Source organism: Streptomyces sp. Pv4-95 (genome assembly GCF_045782725.1).
Lineage (GTDB): Bacteria > Actinomycetota > Actinomycetes > Streptomycetales > Streptomycetaceae > Streptomyces.
This window is the reverse complement of record NZ_CP127172.1, coordinates 5512377-5537690: the sequence shown is the minus strand read 5'-3', so window position 1 is coordinate 5537690 and position 25314 is coordinate 5512377. Positions and strand designations below refer to the sequence as shown.

The window sequence follows — 25314 nt, the reverse complement described above, 5'->3', positions numbered from 1 at the left end:
CGGGCACCCGGGCGCGGATACCAGCCCGCGTCCGGCCGGGTCAGCGTGGAAGGATGGCCGAAGAGTCCGATGCGACGTTGCATGCGAAGGAGATGAACGGGTGCCTGGCACGAATCTGACCCGCGACGAGGCGCAGCAGCGCGCGCGGCTGCTGACCGTGGATGCGTACGAGATCGATCTCGACCTCTCCGGCGCGCAGGAGGGCGGCACGTACCGGTCCGTGACGACGGTGCGCTTCGACGCCGCCGAGGCGGGCGCGGAATCGTTCATCGACCTGGTCGCCCCCACCGTCCACGAGGTGGTCCTCAACGGCCGGGCGCTGGATCCGGCCGAGGTGTTCGAGGACTCACGGATCGCGCTCGCGGGGCTGCGGGCCGGCGGCAACGAGCTGACGGTCGTCGCGGACTGCGCTTACACCAACACCGGCGAGGGACTGCACCGTTTCGTCGACCCGGTGGACGAACAGGCTTACCTCTACACGCAGTTCGAGGTCCCCGACGCCCGCCGGGTGTTCGCGAGCTTCGAGCAGCCAGACCTCAAGGCGACGTTCCGGTTCACCGTGAAGGCGCCGGAGGGCTGGACGGTGATCTCCAACTCGCCGACGCCCGAGCCGGAGGGCACGGTGTGGCGCTTCGCGCCGACGCCGCGGATCTCCACCTACATCACGGCACTCATCGCCGGGCCGTACCACAGCGTGCACAGCACCTGGGAGGGTGACGGCCGTACGGTGCCGCTGGGCATCTACTGCCGGCCCTCGCTGGCCGAACACCTCGACGCGGAGGAGATCTTCGCCGTCACCCGGCAGGGCTTCGACTGGTTCCAGGAGAAGTTCGACTACCCCTACCCGTTCGCGAAGTACGACCAGCTCTTCGTGCCGGAGTTCAACGCGGGCGCGATGGAGAACGCCGGCGCGGTCACCTTCCGCGACCAGTACGTCTTCCGCTCGAAGGTCACCGACGCCGCCTACGAGTCGCGCGCCGAGACCATCCTCCACGAGCTGGCGCACATGTGGTTCGGCGACCTGGTCACCATGGAGTGGTGGAACGACCTCTGGCTGAACGAGTCGTTCGCCACCTACACCTCGATCGCCTGCCAGGCGTACGCGCCGGGCTCGAAGTGGCCGCACTCCTGGACGTCGTTCGCGAACTCCATGAAGACCTGGGCGTACCGGCAGGACCAGCTGCCCTCCACCCACCCGATCATGGCCGAGATCCGCGACCTGGACGATGTGCTCGTCAACTTCGACGGCATCACCTACGCCAAGGGCGCCTCGGTGCTCAAGCAGCTCGTCGCGTACGTCGGCATGGACGAGTTCTTCACCGGCGTGCAGGCGTACTTCAAGGCGCACGCGTTCAAGAACACCCGGCTGAGCGATCTGCTGGGAGCGCTGGAGGAGACCAGCGGCCGCGACCTGAAGACCTGGTCGAAGAAGTGGCTGCAGACCGCCGGGATCAACATCCTGCGCCCGGAGATCGAGGTGGACGCCAACGGCCACGTCACCTCCTTCGCGGTGCGCCAGGAGGCGCCCGCGCTGCCGGCCGGCGCCACCGGCGAGCCGGTGCTGCGCCCGCACCGCATCGCGATCGGCTGCTACGACCTCCAGGACGGCAAGCTGGTCCGCACCAGCCGGATCGAGCTGGACGTGGACGGCGAGCTGACGAAGGTGCCGTTCCCCGCGAACACCCCGCGGCCGGCCGTCCTCCTGCTCAACGACGACGACCTGACGTACGCCAAGGTCCGCCTGGACGAGGAGTCGCTGAAGGTCGTCACCGAGCACCTCGGCGACTTCACCGAGTCGCTGCCGCGCGCCCTGTCGTGGGCGTCCGCGTGGGACATGACGCGGGACGGCGAGCTGGCCACCCGTGACTACCTCGCGCTGGTGCGCTCCGGCATCGGCAAGGAGTCGGACATCGGCGTCGTCCAGTCGCTGCACCGCCAGGTGAAGCTGGCGCTGGAGCTGTACGCGGCGCCGGAGTGGCGCGAGTCGGGCCTGGCGATGTGGACCGACGAGACGCTCGAACAGCTGCGGGCGGCGGCGCCGGGCAGCGACCACCAGCTGGCGTGGGCCCGTGCGTTCGCCGCCACCGCCCGCACCGCCGAGCAGCTGGACCTGCTGCAGGGCCTGCTGGACGGCACGCAGGAGCTGGACGGGCTCGCCGTGGACACCGAGCTGCGCTGGTCGCTGCTGCAGCGGCTGGCCGCCACCGGCCGGGCCGACGAGAAGGCCATCGCGGCGGAGCTGGAGCGCGACCGGACCTCGGCGGGCGAGCGGCACGCGGCGACGGCGCGCGCGGCACGGCCGTCGGCCGGGGCGAAGGCCGAGGCATGGGCCTCGGTGGTGGAGTCCGACAAGCTCCCCAACGCCCTCCAGGAGGCCGTCATCGGCGGCTTCGTGCAGACCGACCAGCGGGAGTTGCTGGCGCCCTACACCGCGCGGTACTTCGACGCGGTCAAGGACGTCTGGAACTCCCGGAGCCATGAGATGGCGCAGCAGATCGCGGTGGGCCTCTACCCGGCGCTGCAGGTCTCGCAGGAGACCCTGGACGCCACGGATGCCTGGCTGGCCTCGGCCGAGCCGAGCGCCGCGCTGCGCCGGCTGGTGACGGAGTCCCGTGCGGGCGTCGAGCGCGCGCTCAAGGCGCGGGCGGCGGACGCGGCGGCCGGCTGACGCCACCCGCGCATCGCGACAGGGGCGCCCGGGACCGAGTGGTCCCGGGCGCCCCTGTGCGTGGCGGGTGCGCCGGTCGTTCACCTGTGGGTGAAACCGCCCGGCGGACGGGCGTCGTGCGCAGCCGTCCGCCGGGCGAGCGCGGTTCCGCCGGACCCCGTCCCCTCTCGGGGCGTCCCCATCACGGGGCCCGGCGGAAGCGGTGTGGCGGGTGGGTCAGCCGTTGAGCTCGTCGAAGCGGCGGCCGAGTTCGGCGCGCCCGCTGTCGGTGAGGCTGCCGTGCACCCGCATCCGGGCGAGACCGCCGTCGGGGAAGACGTCGAGCCGCACGTGGGTGGCGGTGACGGTCTCGGGCAGCGTGAAGCGGTGCGGGGTGTCGGGCTGCAGCTTGGTGCGCGGCAGGATCTCGAACCACGCGGCGTCGTCGGCCGGGTCGCCGGCGGCCGCGTCGCAGCCGTAGAGGGCGGCCCAGCCGGCGGAGTTGCCCTTGAGGTAGGCGGTGTCGATCTCCACGGCGCGTATCTCGCCCTGGGCGGCGAGGCGGAAGCGGACCCAGTCGTTGGTGCCCTTGACCCGGCGGCGGCGGTTCTCCCAGCCGTCGTCCATCTTGCGGGAGAGGTCGGGCTGGATGATCTGGGTGGGCGAGGAGTAGAAACGGTCGGAGGCGTCCTCGACGGTGCCGCCGTGCATGACGGAGGCCAGGTCGAGGGTGCCGAGCACGTCCAGCCACTCGGGGTCGGGCACGACCTCGCCGTAGACCCGCAGGCGGGCTATGCCGCCGTCCGGGTGCATCCGCAGGCGCAGGTGCGTGAAGCGGCGCTCGGCGGTGACCTCGAAGCCGTTGGCGGCGTGGCCGCGTACCGGCGTGCGCGCGACCAGCTCCTCCCACTTGACGTCGTCGGCGAGCAGGTCCTCGGGGCTGGGGCTGCCCGGCAGCGCGGTGGCCTCGACGGTGACCTGCTGCGGGTAGTTGCCGCGGAAGTGCGCGGTGTCGACGATGACGCCGCGGATCACGCCGGGGGCGGCGAGCCGGATCAGGGCCCAGTCGTGCTCGTCGTCGGTCGGGAAGGGATGGTCGCCGTCGGCGCCGCGGCGGCGCCGGGTCTCCCAGCCGTCCATGATCTTGCCCTTGTGGCCGAAGTGCTCGGGGTCGAAGACCGCCGGGCCGGGCTTCAGCAGGTTCTCGCGCTCGGCGAAGAACTCGTCGTTCGCGGCGATCACACCGGCGCCGAAGCGGCGGTCGGCGAGATCCACGAGCGAGGTGAAGGGGAAGTCCCCGCCGCGGTAGTCGGCGAAGGGGTCTCCGCCACCGTACGGGTTGGCGTCGTTGGCGTGCGGATCGTTGGAGGCGGCGGCCGGGGTGGTGGTCATCTCTGCCCTTCGCGGTGGCGGGTGCTGACGTCTCCACCGTCGCAGCACCCCACCGGGCAGGTCCATCGAAAGTTCTTGAGGAATACATTCAGTGGAACTGAACGGTTCAGACGTGCGGGCCGGTCCCGGAAGCCCGTGGGGCCTCGCCCCGCGACTGCGTCGCCGCGGCCTGCTGGAGCGCGGCGAGCACCCGGGCCAGGCCCGGCGCCCCTTCGGAGCCGCGCCGCGCGGCGGCCACCACATGGCGGCGCGGCTGGTCCGCGTGCAGCACCCGCAGCGCCACCCCGCTGACCGCCCGCTCCCCGCGGCCGGCCGGCATCGCCATCCGCGGCACCAGGGCGACGCCCATCCCCGCCGCGACCATGGCCAGGATGGCGCCCCAGTCGGCGGCGGCGTGTGCCTGTTCCGGGACGAAGCCGGCGCTCTCGCAGGCCGTGGTGGTGATCTGGGACCAGGGTCCGCTGCTGCCGAAGATCCATGGTTCGCCCGCCAGGTCGGCCAGCCGCAGCCCCGGCTCGGCGACCAGCGGATGACCGGCAGGCAGCGCCACGTCCAGCGGGTCGGCGAGCAGCGAGACCCGGCTGAACCTGGGGTCGCGCGGGGTCGGCGCGTGCGCGGCCAGGGACAGCGCCAGATCGACGGCCCCCTCCGCCAGCAGCTCGTACGCGGCCTCCGCCTCGGCCTCCCGCACCGCGACGGCCAGGCCCGGATGCGTACGGCGCAGCTCCTGGACGGCGGGCACCACCAGCGCGGGGATGGCCGTGGAGAACGCCCCGACGCGCACCTGCCCGGCCTCGCCCTGGAGGTAGCCGAGGAGTTCGGCGTCGGCGCGCTCCAGCTGGGCGAAGACGGCCTCGGCGTGCCGCAGCACCAAGTGGGCGGCGTCGGTCAGCCGCACCCGCCGCCCGTGGGCCTCCAGGAGCGTGACCCCGAGCTGCTTGGCGAGGCCCGTCAACTGCTGCGAGACCGCCGAGGGCGTCATGTGCAGCGCCTCGGCGGTCGCGGTGACCGTACCCAGCTCGTGGAGTGTGCGCAGGATGCGCAGCTTCTTGATGTCCCAGTCGGCCATGCGGGCAGCGTACGCACCCGCCCCGCTGGTCACCGGGTGCCGCCCGCCGCCCCCAGGGCGACCCCGGCGACGATCAGCGCCATGCACAGCACCTGCACGGCCCCGACGCCCTCGCCCAGGACGGCCGCCGACAGCAGTGCCACGCACACCGGCTGGAGGTAGTAGACGACTCCGGCCCGTGCGGCGCCGACCAGCGCGATCGCCTTGTTCCAGGTGAAGTAGGCGACGGCGGAGGAGAGCACGCCGATGTAGAGGAGCGGGCCCACCGTCGCCGCCGTGAGTGCGAAGCCGCCTTCGACGGCGAGGCTGACGCCGTAGGCGGGCAGCAGCATCGCGGCCCCCAGCGCGAAGGTCATGAAGAGGAAGGAGAGGCCGCTGATTCCGCCGGGGCGGCGGCGCAGCAGGGCGCTGTAGCCGGCGAAGGCGGCGGTCGCGGCGAGCATCCAGAGGTCGCCGGTGGCGAAGTCGAGGCGCAGGACGGCCGCCGGGGAGCCCTTGCCGACCAGGGTGACGACGCCGAGCAGGGCGATCGCCATGCCGGCGACCCTGCGCGCGCCGAGCTTCTCGCGGCCGCCGCGGCGTCCGACGAGGTCGAACAGGGCGATCATCACCGGGGAAGCCGCCGCGATCATCGCCATGTTGGTGGCGGAAGTGCTGCGGCCCGCTTGGTAGATGAGGGTGTTGAAGAGGGTGACGCCCAGCAGGGCGGCGGCCGCCAGGAAGGGCAGGTGCCGACGGATGACCGGCCACTGGCGGCGGACCTGCGGGAGGGCCAGGGGCGCGACCGCGAGCAGTGCGATGATCCAGCGCCAGAAGGCGGTCTGCACGGGCGGGACGCTCTCGTGCAGTGCGCGGGCGATGACGAAGTTGCCGGACCAGACGACGGTCGCCGTCAGGGCGAGCGTCAGCCCCATACCCTTCGCGGACGGTGTACGGGGTGCACGGATGCTCTCCAGGACTGCTGCCACGGGTTCCTCTCCCTCGGTGGTGTGGAGATCCACCGTGACAGTCGGCTATTCATCAGGTCCATCGAAAACTTTCGATCAATTCATTAAGTTGAACTGAACGATTCGATGGAGCCGTGAGCCGTTGACGGCAGGCGGGCCCGGCCCCCGACGGGCCCGCCTGCGGCGTCCGCTACGCCTTACGGGCCTCGCGGCGGGCGAGCAGCGCCGCCCGGCGCTCGTCGAACTTCCGCGCCTGGTCGTCCAGGCCGCCCATGAAGAGCCCGAGCTCCTCCTGCGCCGCCAGCCCGGCCGGGCCGAGGCCGCCGATCTCCAGCACCTTCAGGAAACGCAGCACCGGCTGCAGCACGTCGTCGTGGTGGATGCGCAGGTTGTAGATGCCGCCGATGGCCATCCGGGCCGCGGCCCGCTCGAAGCCGGGCATGCCGTGGCCGGGCATCCGGAAGCCGGTGACGACGTCGCGCACCGCGCACATGGTCTGGTCCGGGGCGAGCTCGAAGGCCGCGCCGAGGAGGTTGCGGTAGAAGACCATGTGGAGGTTCTCGTCCGTGGCGATACGGGAGAGCATCCGGTCGCAGACCGGGTCACCGGAGTGGTGGCCGGTGTTGCGGTGCGAGATGCGGGTGGCGAGCTCCTGGAAGGCGACGTACGCGACGGAGTGCAGCATGCTGTGCGCGTTGTCGGACTCGAAGCCCTCCTCCATGTGCGCCATGCGGAACCGCTCCAGCTGGACCGGGTCCACGGCGCGGCTGGTGAGGAGGTAGTCGCGCATGACGATGCCGTGCCGGCCCTCCTCCGCGGTCCAGCGGTGCACCCAGGTGCCCCAGGCGCCGTCGCGGCCGAAGAGCGTGGCGATCTCGTGGTGGTAGCTGGGGAGGTTGTCCTCGGTCAGGAGGTTGACCACGAGAGCGGTGCGGCCGATGTCGGTGACCTTGGACTGCTCGGGGGCCCAGGCTTCGCCGCCCATGACCCCGTCGAAGTTGCGCCCGTCACTCCAGGGCACGTACTCGTGCGGCATCCACTCCTTGGCGACCTTCAGGTGCCGGTTGAGTTCCTTCTCGACGACCTCTTCGAGCGCGTAGAGCAGCTGGGCGTCGCTCCAGGCGGTCTGGCCGCGCTCTCCGTTCTGGCGGGCGGGGGCGATGGTCATACGGGAACTCCTGGGGACGACGATGACCTACGGGGACGTAGGTTGACCTACGGCTCCGTAGGTTACGTCATCGTAGGTTTGGTCCGGTTAAACACTTCGCCCCTCGCAAACCACCGGAAAACCGCCCGATAGCCTCCTCGCAACCGGTTTCTCACCTGCGGAAATACCCCCAGGTACGACAAAGGGCGCCCTCCGGTTCATCAGAACCGAGGGGCGCCCGAGGCGTCACCGGGGCCGGTGTCAGCCCTTGGTCTTGGCCGGCTTGTGGCTCTTGTCGCCCACCATGACCAGCCCGGCGATGACCAGGAAGAGGACGAGGGGTGCAGCGACGTAGAGGCCGAGCGTCTCGATCACGCTCAGACCCGGACCCGGGTCGTCACCGTCGTCGCGCGTGAGCGCAAACGCGGGGGACGACATCAGCAGCATCAGCGCGGTGCCGGCCGTGATGGTTCCGGCGCGCAGGACATTCTTATTGACCTTGTTGCTCACGAAGTCAACGTATCGGACCCGCCGTCGCCCCGCGCGCCCGGGGTGGCCTCCCCGGCCCCTCACGCCGGCGGCCGGCTGCGGTGCAGCGTGACCGGCTTCAGATACGTCCGGCCCCTGGCCTGCTGCACCACGACCCGTACGGCGTCCGCGGTCACCGGCGCGGGCAGCGCGAGGATCCGCCGGTGCCCGATGGTGGTGCCCTCGGCGATCTTCGTCCAGGTGCCGCCGGTCCTGGCCTGGACGGTGAACCGCTCCACCCGCTGGCCGTGCCGGATGTCCTCGGCGAGGCCGACCCGGTCGAAGGTGCGCGGGCCCGGGGCACCGGCGCTCAGGTCGGCGCCGTAGGTCTCGCGTACGGCGGTGCCGAAGGCGGTGAGCGAGGCGACGTCCTCGGCAGCGATCCGGCCGTCCCGGGCAGGCGGGACGTTCAGCAGCAGCGAGGCGTTGCGCCCGACGCTCTTCTCGTAGAGGTCCAGCAGCGCGCCCGGCGTCTTGGGCCGCTCCTGCGGGTGGTGGAACCAGCCGGGCCGCAGCGAGACATCGGCCTCCGCCGGGTACCACTGGAGGTACTTGGCGGTGGGCGCGAGGAGCTTGTCGCGGGAGCCGATGTCGGCGTCGGTGGAGTCGTTGGGCAGGCCCCCGGCCATCACGGTCCAGGGGTCGGCGGAGGAGGGGGTGACGCTCCACTCCGTCTCCCGCGCGACGCCCTTCTCGTTCCCGACCCAGCGGGCGCCTTGGGGACCGGCGAAGACCACGGTGTCCGGGGAGAGCTGATGGATCATCCTGAACCACTGCACGACGTTGTACTTCTGGGTGATGCCGGAGTCCGTCCACGGGTTCGCGCCGTCCAGCCACAGCTCGTCCAGGGGCCCGTAGCGGGTGAACAGTTCGTAGACCTGGTTGAGGTAGTAGGCGTCGTAGTCGTCCGCCCGGACGGTGAAGGTGGGCAGCTCCCCGCTGCGGACCGCGGCGGCACGGTCGTCGCCGGGGACGAGGGTGGGGATGGTGCGCTCGGTGACCTCGCTGCCGTTGCCGAACCGGCCCAGGCCGCGGGGCGCCTGGTCGCCGTCCTCCAGCGCGACCCGTTCGGGCAGGCTGAGCGGCTTGCCCTCCGCCTGCTTCTTGCGGATCTCCTCGACCCACCTCGCGTGCCAGGCGTGCGGAAGTTCGGCACCGTCGGACGGTGAGAGGTAGATGCCGACCTTCAGCCCCGCCTTGCGGGCGGCCTTGACGTAGGCGCCGACGACGTCGGGACTGCCGGGGCTCTTGGCCACCGAGTGCGGGGTGTAGCGGCTGGGGTAGAGCACGAAGCCGTCGTGGTGCTTGGCGGTGAGCATCACCTGCTCGGCGCCGGCCGCCTTGTAGGCCCGCATCCACTGGTCGACGTCGAGACGGCCGGGACGGAAGAGCTTCTCGTCCTCGGCTCCCGAGCCCCACTCCCGGTCCGTGAAGGTGTTCATACCGAAGTGCGTGAAGGCCGTCACCTCCCGCCCCTGCCAGGCGAGTTGGCCCTTCGTGGGGACGATGTGGGCGGCCTTGTCGATGATCCGGTCCGGGCTGTCGCAGGGCTCGATCGCCATCTGGGAGGCGGGGCGAACCGGCCCGTCACAGGCGCCCGTGCCCGGCGGCGCGGGCGCGGCCCGGGAGTCCGGAACGGGAAGCAGGGCGGCGGCCGCGGCGAGCGCCAGCGCGCAAAGGGCCCGCCCGGTGGAGCGCCGAGCCGGGGATCCGGGGGCGCGGGGGGCGCTGTGGGCCCTGGGGCGCCCGGGGGTCGGTTCCGTGCGGGATGCCATGGTGCCCTCCAACTCGCCGGCCATGAATGGTCGGATGTCTGGATGGTGTCCACGGCATGGTGCCGGACGGAACGACGTACCGGAAGAGTGCGCGTCAAGAACGGAGCTGAGGCTGCCCGTCCGCCAATTCCCGCATCAGTGCGTGCAATCGGGGCGATGCGGCGAGTTCTTCGAGGGTCTGCGGCCGACCGTCCGGTCCGGCGATCGGCAACCGCCAGTTCGGGTATTCATCCCATGTACCGGGGAGATTCTGCGGCCTGCGGTCCCCCACCGCGTCCGGCAGCCACACCCCGACCATCCGCGCGGGCGTGCGCAGCAGAAAGCGGTGCACGGCCTTGACCGCCGCCTCCTCGTCGCCCGCCCCCTCGGGCAGCAGCCCCCGGTGCGCCAACTCGCGCAGCCACTCGGCGAGTTCGTACTTCGCACGGGAGCGTTCCCGCTCCGCGGGCCCGGCGAGCAGCCCCAGCCGCTCGCGCAGCGCGACGTCCTCGCCGCTCAGCCGCGCGGCGGTGGTCGGCAGATCGTGGGTGGTGACGGTGGCCAGGCAGTCGGCGCGCCACTCCTCGGGCGCCAGGATCCGGGCCTCGCCGTCGGACGCCGCTTCCGCGGCGGGCTCCGCGGCTTCCGCCCCCTCGCCCGCCCCGCCGCCGTAGTCCCGCTCGAACCACAGGACGGAGGTACCGAGCACACCCCGCTCGGCGAGGGCGTCCCGCACACCCGGCTCGACGGTCCCCAGATCCTCACCGATCACCGACGCACCCGCGCGGTGCGCCTCCAGGGCCAGCACCGAGAGCATCGCCTCGCCGTCGTAGCGGACGTACGCGCCGTCCGTCGGCGGCCGGCCCTCCGGCACCCACCACAGGCGGAACAGCCCCATCACATGGTCGATGCGCAGCGCCCCCGCATGCCGCAGCAGCCCGCGCAGCAGCTCGCGGTACGGGGCGTAACCGGCGGCGGCCAGCGCGTCGGGGCGCCAGGGCGGCAGGCCCCAGTCCTGGCCGCGCGCGTTGAAGGCGTCCGGCGGCGCCCCGATGGACATCCCGGCGGCGAAGGCGTCCTGCTGCGCCCAGGTGTCGGCCCCGGAGGGGTGCACGCCGACGGCGAGGTCGTGCACCAGCCCGACGCCCATCCCGCTCTCCCGCGCGGCCCGCTGCGCGGCGGCCAGCTGCTGGTCGGTGAGCCAGGCCAGCCGGCAGTGGAAGTCGACGCGGTCCAGCAGCTGTGTGCGCAGCCGCGCCGTGGCCGCGGAGCGCGGGTCGCGCAGCGCGGCCGGCCAGGCGCGCCAGTCGGGGCCGTGCCGCTCGGCGAAGGCGCACCAGGTGGCGTGGTCGTCCAGGGCCTGGCCCTGTTCGGCGAGGAAGTCGCAGTACGCGGCGCGGCGGCCGGGGGTCAGAGGGACCTCCCACAGCAGCTCCAGGGCTTCCTTCTTCAGCTCCCAGACCGCGTCCCGGTCGATCAGCGCGCCCCGGTCGAGGACGTCCGCGCGCAGCGCCGACGCCCGGCCGGCCAGGTCGTCGGCGCGTAACCGGGCCGCGCCTTGCAGGTGGGCGTACTCGGGGATGTGCTCGATGCGCAGGTGGACGGGGTCGGGGAAGCGGCGGGAGGAGGGGCGGTAGGGCGAGGGGTCGGTCGGCGGGCCGGGGACGGCCGCGTGCAGCGGGTTGAGCTGGACGAAGCCGGTGCCGAGGGAGCGCCCGGACCAGGCCGCGAGGTCCGCGAGGTCACCCAGGTCGCCCATGCCCCAGGAGCGGCGCGAGAGGAGGGAGTAGAGCTGCACCATCAGGCCGTGGCTGCGGCCGGGCGGCGCGGGCACCCGGTCGGGCGCGACGATCAGCCGGGCGCGGGCGGTCCGGCCGTCGGGGGTGTGGGCGTGCAGGGTGTGGATGCCGAGCGGTAGCCGGCCGGGCGCCCAGGGGCTGCGCGCGCCCGCGTCGCGGGCGGGCCCCTCCAGCACCTGCCCGTCCTCGGTCTCCACCCGAAGGCCGGTGCCTTCGGGGAGGTGCGCGAGGTCCGGTGGGCGGTCGGGGCGCGTGACGACGGTGCGGGGCAGCAGGGCCCCACCGGGGCGGCCGGGGCCGTCGGGGAAAGCGTCCAGGGCGGCGCGTACGGCCTGCGGGGTCGAGGCGTCGACACCCAGCGCGGCCAGGACGGCGACGACGGTGTCGTCCCCGATGTGGACGGTCTGCCCGGGAGAGGGTTCATACGACACGGCGATGCCGTGCAGCTGGGCGAGCCGCTTGCGGCCCATGGGTCGTCAGACCTCCATGGACTCCGTACCCAGGCCGGTGGCTGTCGGCTCGCTGGTCAGCGGCAGTTCCGCGGAGATCGGGACCTCGCTGGTGAGCGGCGCGGCGTCGGCGAGCGGCGGCTCGCTGGTCAGGGGCGGCTCGGCGAAGCTGAGGGTGCCCGAGCCGTCGAGGCCCGAGTCGGGGTCGGAGACCCCGTCGAAGAGATCGTGCTCCATCGACGCACCTCCCTGTTTGTACGACAGGGCATCGAGCAGAAGCTGAGCGGATGCGGCCACCGGGGGCCTCCCGTTCATCGGTAATGGGACACGTTCTGCTCTACCCACGGAACACGATCGCAGACGTATGCGGACTGCAAACGTGAGTCAGTTCACATTCTACCGGTCGCAGGCGATTTCACTGCGCGGAGCGTCCGGGGGCGCGGGGATGACCGGTGAAAGGGGCGTCGTGACGAAATTTCTGCGGGCCACCGGGCGCCTCCGACGGATGGCCACCACGGGGCAAATCCGGCACTTCGCCGACTGCCCGGGACGTCCCACATCGCACAGTTGACACCTCACCGCCACAATGGTGGGCTCACAGCCGAAGGTCTGTCCGAACGGGCACCGGAGGTCGCGACACCACCGGTTCCACGCCGCGCGCACCACGACCCACGGCTTCCACCGAGGCGCGGGCCCGGCGGACGAATCTTCGGGGGCGCCGGGCCGTGCGACGGCCGGGCTGCCGGGGTACGGGGTATCAGGACAACGGGGTAACGGGGCAGGCGCCGGCGCGAGCCGGCATGCACTGTGACGGGGACGAGGAGCAGCCGTGCGAGTCCGGGGCGGATGGAGCGTCGGAAAAATCGGTAGGAGCGGCGGGGGCACACGCGCGCGGGTGGCGGGGACCACCGCGCTGGCCGCCGCGGTCATCGGAGGTCTTCTCGGCGGGGTGCCGAGCGCCCAGGCGGCGCCCGCGGACCCGTCCGTCGGAGCCCCTGACCGGCCCGACCGGCCGGCCGGCGCGGGGCAGCCGCCCGCCGTCTGGCCGCGCCCCCAGTCGATGCGCGAGCTGGGCGACGCCGTGCCGCTGGGCGACGAGGCCACGCTGGTCGCCGCGCCGGACACCGACCCGTACGCCCTGGACGTCCTGCGCGGTCTGCTGCGCAACGCCGGGGTGGGCACGGTCCGCGAGGCGGCGCCCGGCGCCCGCACGCCCGAGGCGGGCCCGGTGATCCTCGTCGGCGGGCGACAGGCCGAGGACGCCCTGCGGGCGCTGCGCGCGCCCGCCCGCGCCGACCTGCCGGCCGGTGGCTACCGCCTCGCCGTCGGCCAGGTCGGCGGCCGCGACACGGTCGCCCTGGACGGCGTCGGCACGGACGGCCTCTTCCACGCCGCGCAGACGCTGCGCCAGCTCGTCACCGGCCGCGAGGGCGGCGGCCGGCAGCTGGCGTCGGTGACGGTGCGGGACTGGCCGGTCACCACCGTGCGCGGCACCACCGAGGGGTTCTTCGGCCAGCCCTGGAGCCGGTCGCAGCGGCTCGCCCAGCTGGACTTCATGGGCCGCACCAAGCAGAACCGCTTCCTGTACGCGCCCGGCGACGACCCCTACCGCCAGGCGCAGTGGCGGGACCCGTATCCGGCCGCGCAGCGCGCCGACTTCCGGGCGCTGGCCGAGCGGGCCCGCGCCAACCACGTCACGCTGGGCTGGGCCCTCGCGCCCGGACAGGCGATGTGCCTGTCGTCCGAGGAGGACATGCGGGCGCTGCGGCGCAAGGTGGACGCGATGTGGGCGCTGGGCGTGCGCTCCTTCCAGCTCCAGTTCCAGGACGTCAGCTACAGCGAGTGGCACTGCGGAGCCGATGAGGAGATCTTCGGGTCGGGGCCGCGGGCGGCGGCCGAGGCCCAGGCGAGGGTCGCCAACGCGCTCGCCGGGCATCTCGCGGAGCGCCATCCGGGCGCCGCGCCGCTGTCCCTGATGCCGACCGAGTACTACCAGAACGGCGTGACGGCCTACCGCAGCGCGCTCTCCGACGCCCTGGACCACCGCGTGGAGGTGGCCTGGACCGGCGTGGGCGTCGTCCCGCGCACCATCACCGGCGGTGAGCTGTCCACGGCCCGCCGCGCCTTCGGCCACCCGCTGGTCACCATGGACAACTACCCGGTCAACGACTACGCCCAGGACCGGCTCTTCCTCGGCCCGTACACCGGCCGCGAGCCGGCCGTGGCCACCGGCTCCGCCGCACTGCTCGCCAATGCCATGGAACAGCCCCTGGCCTCCCGCATCCCGCTGTTCACCGCCGCCGACTACGCCTGGAACCCGCGCGACTACCGCCCGGCGGAGTCCTGGAACGCCGCCATCGAGGATCTGGCGGGCGGCGATGCGCGGGCCCGTACCGCGCTGCGCGCCCTGGCCGGCAACGACGCGTCCTCCGTGCTGGGCGCCGAGGAGTCGGCGTATCTGCGGCCGCTGATCGCCCGCTTCTGGAAGGCCCGCGAAGCGGCGACCAACCCCGGCAGGCCCGGCGAGGACGCGGACTTCGCCAAGGCGGCGAAGGCGCTGCGGGCCGCCTTCCACACCATGAGCACCGCGCCGCGCGACCTGCATTCGGACCTGGCCGCCGAAGTGCGCCCGTGGGCCGAGCAGTTGGCCCGCCACGGCCGGGCCGGCGAGCAGGCCGTGGACGCCCTGATGGCGCAGGCACGGGGCGACGGCGCCGCGGCCTGGACCGCGCAGCGCGCGGCCCAGAAGGAGCGCCGCGCGGCGCAGGACAGCCCGGTGACCGTCGGCAAGGGGGTCCTCGCGCCGTTCCTGGAGCGCGCGATGACCGAGGCCGACGCCTGGACCGGCGCACGCAAGGACTCCCCGCGGCCCAACGAGGGCGCCGACCCCACGGCCCTGACCGTCCCGTTCGGGCGGACCCGCCCACTGGCCGCGGTCACCGCGCTCACCGAGCCGGGCCCGTCCGCGGACGCCGCGTTCCTGGAGGCGCACGTCCCCGGGGAGGGCTGGCGGCGCCTCGGTGCCACCTCGGCCACCGGCTGGACCGAGAAGCGGTCGGCCGGACTGCGCGCCGACGCGGTGCGCCTGTCATGGCAAAGGGGCGCGGTCGCCCCGTCCGTGCACGCGCTGACCCCGTGGTTCGAGGACACCGCTCCCGCCGGGCTGGAGCTGTCCCGCACGGAGGTGGACGCGGAGACCGGCGGCAGCACGAGCGTCGACGCCCGGATCTTCTCCCGCCGCCCGGGGGACGTCCACAAGAAACTCGACGTCAGGGCGCCCAAGGGCTTCACCGTGCACGCGCCGGACCGGGTCACCGCGCCCCGTGGCGGGACCGCGACCGTGCGTGTCACCGTCGACCTCCCCGAGGACACCCCGTCGGGAACGTACGAGATCCCCGTCACCTTCGCCGGGCAGAAGCAGACGCTGACGGTGCGGGCCTATCCCCCCGCCGGTGGGCCCGACCTGGCGCGTGGCGCCCGGACCACCTCCTCGGGCGACGAGACCCCGGACTTCCCTGCCTCCGCAGCGACCGACGGCAAGTCCTCGACGCGGTGGTCCTCCCGCCTGGAGGACCACGCCTGGCTGCAGTTCCCGCTCCCCCGCCCGACCCGGCTCGGCCAGGTCGTCCTGCACTGGCAGGACGCCTACGCCGCCGGCTACCGCGTGCAGGTCTCCGCGGACGGCCACAGCTGGCGCACGGCGGCCACCGTCCGCGACGGCAAGGGCGGACGCGAATCGGTCCGGATGGACGCCGAGGACACCCGGTACGTGCGCATCCAGGGCGACCGGCGGGGCACCCGTTACGGCTACTCGCTCTGGTCGGTGGAGGCGTACGCGGTGACCGGCAAGCGCTCCGAGGGCACGCCGAAGAAGGAGGGCACGCCGAAGAGGCACGGGAGCCCCGGCAGGGGCAGGTGAACTCCGTCCGGGGGGCGGGGCACACCCGTCCCCCGGACGAAGAAACCCGGACCTACGCCGATACGGCGTCGATCCGGGCCAGGGCGTCATCCGCGCCGTACGGCTGCAAGTAGGGCAGCCAGCGCGGATCCCGGTGTCCCGTACCGATGATGCGCCACGCCAGTCCTGACGGCGGGGCGGGTTGGTGCCGCAGCCGCCAGCCGATCTCGGCGACATGGCGGTCGGCCTTGACGTGATTGCAGCGCCGGCAGGCGGCGACGACGTTCTCCCAGGTGTGCTGACCTCCGCGGCTGCGGGGGATGACGTGGTCGACGCTGGTTGCGACGCCACCGCAGTACATACAGCGCCCGCCGTCCCGGGCGAACAGGGCCCGGCGGGTCAGTGGGACGGGGCCGCGAAAGGGCACCCGCACGAACCGCTTCAGGCGGACCACGCTCGGAGCCGGTATCACGTGGGTCGCGCTGTGCATCAGGGCGCCGGATTCCTCAAGGCTTACGGCCTTCTCATTGAGGACGAGGATGAGCGCGCGGCGGAGCGGTACGACGCCGAGCGGCTCGTACGACGCGTTGAGGACCAGGACATGCGGCACGGGTGCCTCCTTGTACGCCGGCGGCGCGTGGCTCGCGCCGGGACGATCTCTCCACAGTGTCCCCCGGTGCCTGGTCGGAGCGCCAGCATGACCGAGTAACGGGTCGGAGGTGTTTTCCACCACACCGCCCCACATCCCTCCACACCGGCTCTTTCAGGCCGTCGCGGGACCTGTCCCCACGAACACGGGCGCGGACCGGCCCCGTTGCCCCGTTAGTGTGGTTGGTCTGCCCGGTCCGCCGGTGGTCCCACCAGGGTCCGGGTCTGCTGTCCCACACGGAAGGTTCTGCTGTGTACTGGTCCGCTTCGCCGGCCGCTGCCGCGCCCCTGGGCGCCACGTCCCCCGGCTCCAACGGTGCGACCTCGCTGGACGAGGCCACGGAGAAGGCCACCAACGCCGCCGGCTGGGTGGAGGCGAACTGGGGGACGTGGCTCACGTCCGGCCTGCAGATTTTGCTGATCATCGTGATCGCGGTGGTCCTGCGCCATGTGATACGCCGCACGATCACCAAGTTCATCGAGCGGATGAACCGCACCGCGGCCGCCGCGCAGGGCACCGCGCTGGGCGGCCTGCTCGCCAACGCCGAGAGACGCCGGCAGCGCTCCGAGGCCATCGGCTCCGTGCTGCGCAGCGTCGCCTCCTTCGTGATCATGGGCACCGCGGCACTGACGGTCCTCTCCGTCCTCAAGATCAACCTCGCGCCGCTGCTGGCCAGCGCCGGAGTGGCCGGTGTCGCCATCGGTTTCGGCGCCCGGAACCTCGTCACGGACTTCCTCTCCGGCGTCTTCATGATCCTTGAGGACCAGTACGGCGTCGGCGACGAGATCGACGCGGGCGTGGCCACCGGCACGGTCATCGAGGTCGGCCTGCGCGTCACCAAGCTGCGCGGCCCCAACGGCGCCATCTGGTACATCCGCAACGGCGAGGTCAAGCGGATCGGCAACCTCAGCCAGGGCTGGTCGACGGCTTTCGTCGATGTCCTGATCGCGGCCGACCAGGACCTCGAAAGGGCCCGCGAGACGATCACCGCCACCGGCGAGGAGATGTCCAAGGCCGAGCCCTGGAACGAGCAGCTGTGGGAGCCGGTGGAGGTGCTCGGCCTCAGCGAGGTGCACCTGGACACGGTCACCATCAGCGTCTCGGCCAAGACGATGCCGGGCAAGGCTCCCGGCGTGGAGCGTGAGCTGCGCTGGCGCCTCAAGCGCGCCCTGGACGCGGCCGGCATCCACCTGGCCCCGCGCCCGGCCCCCGAGGAGGCCGAGGAGGAGGCCGTCGACTCCACAGCCGGCGTCGCCGCACCGTCGGCCCTCAACAACCCGCTCTCACCCCAGTCCGTGGCGTCGAACCCCATATCGACCCCGAACCTGGGCAAGTAGGCCCGCCCACAGCCGCTGCGGGCCCGTGGCGGGTCGGGCCGCCCTTTCCACAGACGACCCGTCAATGTGACCCAGATCACATCAACCGGTGTCATACATCCCTCTCCCCCGAACCGTGTCCCAGGTGTCAGCACCAACGACACGTACGACGGAGAAGGAGACTTCACCATGAAGATCCGCAATCGCATGGCCACGGGGGCCGTCGCTTCGGTTCTGATGCTCGGCAGCGCGGCGGCCCTGGCCGCCGCGGCCCCCGCTTCCGCCGCACCGGCCGCACCCGCGGCCGCCGAGGCGACCGCCGCCCACTCCGGCGCCCGCCTCGGCGGCGCCCTCAGCTGCACCACGCGGACGGATGGCCGCACGGGCACCGCGGACTGCACCAACAACACCAACCGCACGATCGCCTTCCGCGCGACGGTGGTCTGCGGCTGGTGGCCGGACCAGACCGGCCCCTGGAAGACCCTCAACCCGGGCGCCCGCGACAACTCCGCCGCCACCTGCAGCGGTGGTACCGGCGTCGGAAGCGTCGACTGGCAGGAGGGCTGAGGGCCGCAGCTGAGGGACGCGACTGACGGCCGGCGACCCACCGAACCGGGCAACGGCCGATAGCCCGCCTCCCACAGCACCCAGAAGGGGCGCACCGACTGACCACCGGTGCGCCCCTTCGTCGTACGCACCGCCGCCCGCGCCCCGCCTCCGCCGTTCGCCCGCGGCCTCCCGGAAAGTCGCCCGGCAGAACCCATTGACGGCGCCCCAAGAGCCGACCTACCTTCCTGTTCATCAATTGGAAGGTTTACTAACAGACGGTCGGACGACCGCGGCAGCGGCAGCCGACGGACGGGGTGACAGGCATGGCCGGAACGCAGGGTCCGCACGGGACGCCCGGAACGCCGCGGGTGCTGCGGGCCATGAACGACCGGGCCGCACTGGACCTCCTGGTCTCCCAGGGCCCCCTGACCCGCACCCAGATCGGCGAACTCACCGGACTGTCGAAGCCGACCGCCTCCCAGCTGCTGGCACGGCTGGAGACGGCCGGACTCGTGCGGACCACCGGGAACGTCACCGGGCGCCCCGGGCCGAGCGCCCAGCTGTACGAGATCAACCCGGTCGTCGCGCACATCGCCGCACTTGCCGTGGACCAACTGGGCATCACCGCCGCGGTCGCCGACATCACCGGACAGGTTCTCGGCGAGGAACGCGTCGAGACCGACGCGATCGACGAGGCCGCGCCGCACCGCACCGCCCAGCTGGTCGCGGCGGCCGTGGACGGCGCTCTCGCCAAGGCCGGGCTCGGCCGCGAGCAGCTGCACGGCGCGGTGATCGGCACGCCCGGCGCCCTGGACCCGCACACCGGTGAACTGCGCTACGCCCCGCATCTGCCGGGCTGGCACTCGCGGGCACTGAAGGAAGAGCTGGGCGAGGTCCTGGGCACCCCCCTCGTGATCGAGAACGACGTGAACCTGGCGGCACTCGCCGAGCAGCACGACGGCGCGGCACAGGACTTCGACGACTTCGTTCTGGTGTGGGCCGACGAAGGCGTCGGCGCCGCCATCGTGCTGGGCGGACAGCTGCTGCGCGGGGCGACCGGCGGCGCCGGCGAGATCGGCTACATGCCGCTGCCCGGCGCGCCGCTGGCCCGGGGCGGCGACCGCAGCGCAGCCCGGCCGGACGCCGGAGGCGGCTTCCAGCGGCTGGTCGGCTCGCCGAGCGTGATCGAGCTGGCCCGCGAGTACGGCAACCCGGAGGTCCGCACCGTCGAGGAGGCGCTGGCGCACGACGAGGTGCGAGCCGAGGTGGCGCGCCGGATGGCGACCGGGCTCGCCGCGGTCGTCGCCGTCGTCGACCCGCGGCTGGTGGTGCTGTCCGGCGAGGTCGCGCAGGCCGGCGGGGAGGCGATGCGGGCCCTGGTCGAGGCGGAGTTCACCGGGCTGGCCCTGCCACGCCCGGAGCTGCGCATCAGCGATATCGCCGGCAATCCCATTCTCATCGGCGCGCTCCGGACCGCGCTCACCGAAGCGCGCGACGCCGTCTTCGACACCACCTGACACCCGGCTGGACGGGGTAGTCCCGCGCGGCCGCCCCGGATCCGCCGGACAGCTCCCGCCGGCCTCCGCCCGGAACCCGTCGGAATTGCCCACCGGAATTGCCCACCGGAATCTCCCGTCGGAAAGCCTGCGGGAATTCCGCTCCACCACCACACCGCTCTCCCCAACGCCCCCTGCCGTAAAGGAAGTCCGCCATGCCGTACACGCGCATGCGCATCTGCCTGTCAGCCGCACTGGCCGGCGCCGGACTGCTCATTTCGGGCTGCGCCAATCCGAGCGTCGGCAGTGACCGCGACGATCCGACCGCACCGGTGACGCTGACGTTCTGGCACGGCTGGTCCAACCGCGGCGAGGTCAAGGCCATCGACGACAGCATCGCCCGCTTCGAGAAGCTGCACCCCAACATCACGGTGAAGGCGGTCGGCAACGTCACCGACGAGACGATGAACCAGGCGCTGCGGGCCGGCGGCGACGACGCACCGGACGTCGTCTCGTCCTTCACCACCAACAACGTCGGCCAGTACTGCTCTTCCGGCATGTGGGCGGACCTCGACCCGTTCATGAAGAAAACCGGGGTCGACAAGGCGAAGGTCTTCCCGAAAACACTGCTGGAATACACCGCTTACGAAGGAACGCAGTGCGCACTGCCGCTCCTCGCCGACTCCTTCGGCCTGTACTACAACAAGGACGCCTTCAAGAAGGCCGGCATCGCCCGTCCACCGCACACCATGTCCGAGCTGAAACGCGACGCGGTGAAACTCACCCGGCACGCCAGGAACGGCTCGTACGAGCAGGTGGGCTTCATGCCCAACTTCCGCCTCTACCAGAACAGCCCGGACCGGCTGTTCGCCCAGTGGGGGCCGACGTATTTCGACCGCAACGGCGCAGCACAACTGGCCGATGACCCGCACACCGAAAACTTCTTCACCACCCAGCGCGATCTCGTCGACGCCCAGGGCGGCTACGGCCGCTTGGAGAGATTCCGTACCACCTTCGGCGATGAGATGTCCTCACAGAACGCCTTCCTGACACAGAAGGTCGCCATGCACATGGACGGCGAATGGCGCGGACTGATGCTCAACGACGCCAAGGCGAAGTTCGCATGGGACACCGCGCCGATGCCCGTACCCGACGACCAGGCCGACACCTACGGCCGGGGATACCTCACCGGCACCGTCGCCGGAATCGCCCACAGCAGCCGGCATCAGAACGCGGCATGGGAACTGGTGAAATTCCTGACCGTCAACACCGAACAGGTGGTCCGCTTCGCCAACGCCATCCACAACGTGCCGTCGACGAAAGCGGCACTGACGTCACCCCGGCTGGACACCGACCCGACGTTCCGCACCTTCCTCGACATCGCGCAGAACCCCCACAGCACGGCCCTGCCACCGTCCGCCAACGGCGGGCAGTACGTCACCGCACTGCAGGACTTCTCCTACGACGTCGAATCCGGAAAGGTCCCCGACCTCGGCAAGGGCCTGCGCGGACTCGACGCGCAGATAGACGCCGACAACCTTCAGTCCCGGAACTGACGGAGGCCCGCCATGGCAACGACCACCGCACCCGCGCTGCGGCGCAAGCACACCCGTGAACGACTGCGCACCCTCGGATTCCTCTCCCCCTGGCTGGTCGGCTTCTCCGTCTTCTTCGGCTACCCGCTGATCGCCACCGTCTATTTCTCGTTCATGCACTACAACCAGATCCAGGAACCCGACTTCGTGGGCCTGCGGAACTGGAGTTACGTCCTCACCCAGATGCCGCTGTTCGGGCCCGCCCTGTGGAACACCCTGTGGCTGGTCGTGGTGATGGTCGCGCTACGCGTCGTCTTCGGGCTGGGCATCGGCGTGCTCGTCACGAAAATAAAAACGGGAACCGGCCTCTTCAGGACCGCCTTCTACCTGCCCTACCTCGCGCCGCCCGTCGCCGCGACCGTGGCGTTCGTCTTCCTCCTCAACCCCGGCACCGGCCCCGTCAACGAAATCCTCGGCGCGGTCGGCATCCCCGCGCCCTCCTGGTTCAACGACCCCGACTGGGCCAAGCCCTCGCTTGTCCTGCTGTCCCTGTGGGGCATCGGCGACCTCATGGTGATCTTCATGGCGGCGCTGCTGGACGTACCGAAGGAGCAGTACGAGGCCGCCGACCTCGACGGAGCGGGCGCCTGGGGGAAGTTCCGCTACGTCACCTGGCCCGCGATCACCCCGATCGTGATGTTCGCCGTCGTCACCGGCGTCGTACAGACCATGCAGTACTACACACAGGCACTCGTCGCCGGGAAGCTCGCCTCCGGCGTCTCCATCGGCCCGGGCACCGTCATCCAGCCCGGCTACCCCGACCACACCACCCTCACCGTGCCCCAACTCGTGTACTCCATGGGCTTTCAGAACTTCAACACCGGCGCGGCGTGCGTGCTCTCCCTCGTGCTCTTCGTCATCGCCATGGCCGTCACCACCCTGCTGATGCGCAAACGCGCCGGCCTGCTCCCGGCGGAGGACTGATCCGACATGACCACCACCGCTCTCACCGCCCGCCGGACCACGGCTTCCACCGGCGCCACCGGCGACCCGGCGGCACGCGCCCGCCGCAGACGTCTGCTGCACTGGATCGCCGTCCACGCCGTCGCCATCGCCGCCGCCCTGTTCTTCGTCCTGCCCTTCGTGTTCGTGTTCCTGACGTCCGTCATGAGCGACGACCAGGCGATGAGCGGCGAACTGTGGCCCCACCGGTGGAACTGGTCCAACTACGTCACCGTCTTCCGAACCCCGGGCTTCCTCGACTGGTGGAAGAACTCACTGATGTACGCGGGCCTGGGCACCCTCTTCACCGTCTGCTCGGCCGTCCCCGTCGCCTACGCGCTCGCCAAGTTCCGCTTCCGCGGACGCCGCACGGCCATGATCCTGGTCATCTCCACGATGATGTTGCCGCCGCAGGTCATCGTGATCCCCATGTACCTGGTCTGGGCGCAGCAGCTGCATCTGTCCGGATCCCTGTGGCCACTGATCATCCCGATGGCGTTCGGCGACGCCTACTCGATCTTCCTGCTCCGGCAGTTCCTGCTGACCATCCCGCAGGAGTACATCGAATCGGCCAAGCTCGACGGCTGCGGCGAGCTCCGCACCCTGCTCAAGATCGTCGTACCGATGGCGAAGCCCGGCATCGCCGCCATCGCCCTCTTCCAGTTCTTCTACTGCTGGAACGACTACTTCGGCCCGCAGATCTACGCCGCGCAGAACCCCGCCTCCTGGACGCTCTCCTACGGCCTGGAGTCCTTCAAGAGCGCCCACAGCGTCAACTGGAACCTCACCATGGCCGCGACGCTCCTGGTCATGGCCCCGGTCATCATCGTTTTCTTCTTCGCACAGAAGGCCTTCGTCGAAGGCGTCACACTCACCGGAGTGAAGGGCTGATCAAGGAATGAAGCTCGCAGTGGTCGGCGGAGGATCGACCTACACCCCCGAACTCATCGACGGCTTCGCACGGTTGCGTGACGCCCTCCCCCTGACCGAACTCGTCCTCATCGACCCGGCCGCCGACCGCCTGGAACTCATCGGCCGGCTCGCCCGACGGATCTTCGCCGCACAGGGCCACCCCGGACGGATCACCTGGACCCACGACCTCGACGCCGGCATCGACGGTGCCGACGCCGTCCTGCTGCAGCTGCGCATCGGCGGCCAGGCCGCCCGCGACCAGGACGAGACCTGGCCCCTGGAATGCGGCTGCGTCGGCCAGGAGACCACCGGCGCCGGCGGCCTCGCCAAAGCGCTGCGCACCGTACCCGTCGTCCTCGACATCGCGGAACGCGTACGCCGCCGCAACCCGGACGCCTGGATCGTCGACTTCACCAACCCCGTCGGCATCGTCACCCGCGCCCTGCTCACCCACGGACACAAAGCCGTCGGGCTGTGCAACGTGGCCATCGGCTTCCAGCGGAAGTTCGCCGCGCTTCTCGGCGTGAGCCCGGATCAGGTCGAGTTGGAGCACGTCGGGCTCAACCACCTCACCTGGGAGCGCGCGGTACGCGTCGGCGGCGAGAACGTCCTGCCCCACCTGCTCGCCACACACGGCGACGCCGTCGCCGACGACCTGCACATGCCGCGCACGCTGATCGACCGCCTCGGCGTCGTCCCCTCCTACTACCTGCGCTACTACTACCAGCACGACGAGGTCGTCAGGGAACTGCGCAGCAAACCGTCCCGGGCGGCCGAGGTCGCCGCCATCGAGAAGCAACTCCTCGACATGTACGCCGACCCGGCACTGGACGAGAAGCCGGAACTGCTGGGCAAGCGCGGCGGGGCGTACTACTCGGAGGCCGCGGTCGCTCTGACGTCCTCCCTGCTGCGCGACACCGGCGATGTCCAGGTGGTCAACGCACTCAACAACGGCACGCTGCCCTTCCTGCCGGACGACGCCGTCATCGAGGTGCCCGCCACGGTGGGCGCCACGGGAGCCGCGCCGCTGCCCGTACGGCCCCTGGAACCGCTCTACGCCGGGCTGATCGCCAACGTCACGGCCTATGAACACCTCGCGCTGGAAGCCGCGTTGAAGGGCAGCCGGGACCGCGTCTTCAACGCGCTGCTCTCCCACCCCCTCATCGGCCAGATCGACTACGCGGACCGGCTCACCGACGAGCTGATCGCGCACAACCGGGAGCACCTCACGTGGGCCTGACCGGCACGGCGCTCGCCATCGACGCGGGCAACAGCAAGACGGACGTGGCCTTGGTGGACACGGACGGGAACATCCTCGGCACCGCACGCGGGGGCGGCTTCCAGCCGCCGGTGGTGGGCGCCGGGCCGGCGGTGGACGTCCTGGCGCCGCTGGTGGCCTCGGCGCTGGCGCAGGCGGGGGCGGTGGGGCCGGTCGACCAGGTCTCCGCGTATCTCGCCAACGCCGATCTGCCCGCCGAGGAGGCGGCCCTGGCCGGGGAGATCACCGCCCGGGGGTGGGCGCGGACGGTGACCGTGGGAAACGACACCTTCGCGCTGCTGAGGGCCGGACTGCCGGACAGCGGCGAGCCCATCGGGGTCGCCGTGGTGTGCGGGGCGGGCATCAACGCCGTCGGGCTGGGGCGCGAGGGGGCCACGGCGCGCTTCCCGGCCGTCGGGCGGATCTCCGGCGACTGGGGCGGCGGCGGGTACCTCGCCGACGAGGCCCTTTGGCACGCGGCGCGCGCCGAGGACGGGCGGGGTGAGCGCAGCGAACTGGCCGACGCGCTGCCCACCCACTTCGGCCTGACCAGCATGCTCGAACTCATCGAGGCGCTGCACCTGCGGCACCTCCCCGACCTGCGGCGGCACGAGCTGACGCCGGTGCTCTTCGACGTCGCCTCGGGCGGCGACCGGGTCGCGCGGACGATCGTCGCGCGGCAGGCCGAAGAGATCGTCCTGCTGGCCTGCGTGGCCCTGGAGCGCCTCGATCTGCTCGCCGAGCCGGTTCCCGTCGTCCTGGGCGGCGGCGTGCTGGCCGCCCGGCATCCGCTGCTGCACGACCGGGTGACCCAACTCCTCGCCGAACGCGCCCCGAAGGCGATCCCCCTCGTCGTGACCGCCCCACCCGTCCTGGGCGCGGCCCTGTACGCCCTCGACCGAGCAGAAACGGGGCAGGCGGCTTACGAACGGGTGCGGGGGCGGTGGGGGTAGGGGGTGGGGGTGGG

At 71.9% G+C, this 25314-nt stretch carries 19 protein-coding genes; 10 read left to right on the top strand and 9 right to left on the bottom strand.

From position 1 onward, the window contains the following. Positions 1-100 precede the first annotated feature (100 nt). Positions 101-2668, top strand: a complete 2568-nt coding sequence (gene pepN, locus QOM21_RS24255) for an aminopeptidase N (protein WP_407553150.1) — start codon at positions 101-103, stop codon at positions 2666-2668. Between the two features lie 216 nt (positions 2669-2884). Here the strand turns inward: pepN and alc are convergent, their stop codons facing one another. The 8 genes from alc to QOM21_RS24215 form a co-directional block, all read right to left on the bottom strand. After that, complete coding sequence (gene alc / locus QOM21_RS24250) at positions 2885-4039, bottom strand: allantoicase (RefSeq protein ID WP_407553149.1); 1155 nt, start codon at positions 4037-4039, stop codon at positions 2885-2887. A gap of 106 nt (positions 4040-4145) precedes the next feature. After that, the gene (locus QOM21_RS24245; RefSeq protein ID WP_407553148.1) at positions 4146-5108 is read right to left on the bottom strand and encodes a LysR family transcriptional regulator; all 963 of its coding nucleotides are present in this window, start codon (positions 5106-5108) and stop codon (positions 4146-4148) included. Between the two features lie 29 nt (positions 5109-5137). Continuing rightward, positions 5138-6022 (bottom strand): DMT family transporter, encoded by an 885-nt coding sequence (locus QOM21_RS24240; protein WP_407555781.1) that lies wholly within the window; start codon positions 6020-6022, stop codon positions 5138-5140. A gap of 223 nt (positions 6023-6245) precedes the next feature. After that, entirely contained in the window at positions 6246-7223 is a 978-nt protein-coding gene (locus QOM21_RS24235; RefSeq protein ID WP_407553147.1) for an acyl-ACP desaturase, read from the bottom strand. A 240-nt stretch (positions 7224-7463) separates the two neighbouring features. Next, a complete protein-coding gene (locus QOM21_RS24230) occupies positions 7464-7712 on the bottom strand; it encodes a hypothetical protein (protein WP_407553146.1) in 249 nt (82 codons plus the stop codon). Positions 7713-7771: 59 nt separating this feature from the next. Then, positions 7772-9505: an alpha-L-fucosidase gene (locus QOM21_RS24225; RefSeq protein WP_407553145.1), complete on the bottom strand. Its 1734-nt coding sequence runs from the start codon at positions 9503-9505 to the stop codon at positions 7772-7774. Between the two features lie 94 nt (positions 9506-9599). Further along, complete coding sequence (gene malQ / locus QOM21_RS24220; RefSeq protein WP_407553144.1) at positions 9600-11753, bottom strand: 4-alpha-glucanotransferase; 2154 nt, start codon at positions 11751-11753, stop codon at positions 9600-9602. 6 nt (positions 11754-11759) lie between these two features. Then, positions 11760-12029, bottom strand: a complete 270-nt coding sequence (locus QOM21_RS24215) for a hypothetical protein (RefSeq protein ID WP_393895512.1) — start codon at positions 12027-12029, stop codon at positions 11760-11762. 598 nt (positions 12030-12627) lie between these two features. Between QOM21_RS24215 and QOM21_RS24210 the strand changes: the two genes are divergently transcribed. Next, complete coding sequence (locus QOM21_RS24210) at positions 12628-15651, top strand: beta-N-acetylglucosaminidase domain-containing protein (RefSeq protein ID WP_407553143.1); 3024 nt, start codon at positions 12628-12630, stop codon at positions 15649-15651. Positions 15652-15703: 52 nt separating this feature from the next. Here the strand turns inward: QOM21_RS24210 and QOM21_RS24205 are convergent, their stop codons facing one another. Continuing rightward, a complete protein-coding gene (locus QOM21_RS24205) occupies positions 15704-16240 on the bottom strand; it encodes an HNH endonuclease (protein ID WP_006605595.1) in 537 nt (178 codons plus the stop codon). A gap of 290 nt (positions 16241-16530) precedes the next feature. On the opposite strand from QOM21_RS24205, the gene QOM21_RS24200 reads away from it, so the two are divergent. The 8 genes from QOM21_RS24200 to QOM21_RS24165 all read left to right on the top strand — a co-directional run bounded on the left by QOM21_RS24200 (position 16531) and on the right by QOM21_RS24165 (position 25300). Then, positions 16531-17616, top strand: a complete 1086-nt coding sequence (locus QOM21_RS24200; protein WP_407553142.1) for a mechanosensitive ion channel family protein — start codon at positions 16531-16533, stop codon at positions 17614-17616. Positions 17617-17784: 168 nt separating this feature from the next. Next, complete coding sequence (locus QOM21_RS24195) at positions 17785-18162, top strand: hypothetical protein (RefSeq protein ID WP_407553141.1); 378 nt, start codon at positions 17785-17787, stop codon at positions 18160-18162. 305 nt (positions 18163-18467) lie between these two features. Further along, positions 18468-19661: an ROK family transcriptional regulator gene (locus QOM21_RS24190; protein ID WP_407553140.1), complete on the top strand. Its 1194-nt coding sequence runs from the start codon at positions 18468-18470 to the stop codon at positions 19659-19661. 194 nt (positions 19662-19855) lie between these two features. Continuing rightward, positions 19856-21196, top strand: coding sequence for an ABC transporter substrate-binding protein (locus QOM21_RS24185; protein WP_407553139.1), 1341 nt, complete (start codon positions 19856-19858; stop codon positions 21194-21196). 12 nt (positions 21197-21208) lie between these two features. Beyond that, positions 21209-22159 (top strand): carbohydrate ABC transporter permease, encoded by a 951-nt coding sequence (locus tag QOM21_RS24180; protein ID WP_407553138.1) that lies wholly within the window; start codon positions 21209-21211, stop codon positions 22157-22159. 6 nt (positions 22160-22165) lie between these two features. Beyond that, positions 22166-23068 (top strand): carbohydrate ABC transporter permease, encoded by a 903-nt coding sequence (locus QOM21_RS24175; protein WP_407553137.1) that lies wholly within the window; start codon positions 22166-22168, stop codon positions 23066-23068. A gap of 7 nt (positions 23069-23075) precedes the next feature. Beyond that, positions 23076-24329, top strand: coding sequence for a 6-phospho-beta-glucosidase (locus QOM21_RS24170; protein WP_407553136.1), 1254 nt, complete (start codon positions 23076-23078; stop codon positions 24327-24329). Continuing rightward, on the top strand, positions 24320-25300 hold the full coding sequence (locus QOM21_RS24165; RefSeq protein WP_407553135.1) for an N-acetylglucosamine kinase: 981 nt from the start codon (positions 24320-24322) through the stop codon (positions 25298-25300). Before QOM21_RS24170 ends, QOM21_RS24165 begins: the two co-directional genes overlap by 10 nt. The last annotated feature ends 14 nt before the right edge of the window (positions 25301-25314 follow it).

Excerpts from the sequence above, each read along its gene's own strand:
- QOM21_RS24175 (WP_407553137.1), top strand. The coding sequence starts at position 22,166 with ATGACCACCACCGCTCTCACCGCCCGCCGGACCACGGCTTCCACCGGC.
- QOM21_RS24170 (WP_407553136.1), top strand. The coding sequence starts at position 23,076 with ATGAAGCTCGCAGTGGTCGGCGGAGGATCGACCTACACCCCCGAACTC.
- QOM21_RS24195 (WP_407553141.1), top strand. The coding sequence starts at position 17,785 with ATGAAGATCCGCAATCGCATGGCCACGGGGGCCGTCGCTTCGGTTCTG.
- malQ (WP_407553144.1), bottom strand. The coding sequence starts at position 11,753 with ATGGGCCGCAAGCGGCTCGCCCAGCTGCACGGCATCGCCGTGTCGTAT.
- QOM21_RS24180 (WP_407553138.1), top strand. The coding sequence starts at position 21,209 with ATGGCAACGACCACCGCACCCGCGCTGCGGCGCAAGCACACCCGTGAA.
- QOM21_RS24245 (WP_407553148.1), bottom strand. The coding sequence starts at position 5,108 with ATGGCCGACTGGGACATCAAGAAGCTGCGCATCCTGCGCACACTCCAC.
- QOM21_RS24185 (WP_407553139.1), top strand. The coding sequence starts at position 19,856 with ATGCCGTACACGCGCATGCGCATCTGCCTGTCAGCCGCACTGGCCGGC.
- alc (WP_407553149.1), bottom strand. The coding sequence starts at position 4,039 with ATGACCACCACCCCGGCCGCCGCCTCCAACGATCCGCACGCCAACGAC.
- QOM21_RS24225 (WP_407553145.1), bottom strand. The coding sequence starts at position 9,505 with ATGGCATCCCGCACGGAACCGACCCCCGGGCGCCCCAGGGCCCACAGC.
- QOM21_RS24235 (WP_407553147.1), bottom strand. The coding sequence starts at position 7,223 with ATGACCATCGCCCCCGCCCGCCAGAACGGAGAGCGCGGCCAGACCGCC.
- QOM21_RS24240 (WP_407555781.1), bottom strand. The coding sequence starts at position 6,022 with ATGGGGCTGACGCTCGCCCTGACGGCGACCGTCGTCTGGTCCGGCAAC.
- QOM21_RS24190 (WP_407553140.1), top strand. The coding sequence starts at position 18,468 with ATGGCCGGAACGCAGGGTCCGCACGGGACGCCCGGAACGCCGCGGGTG.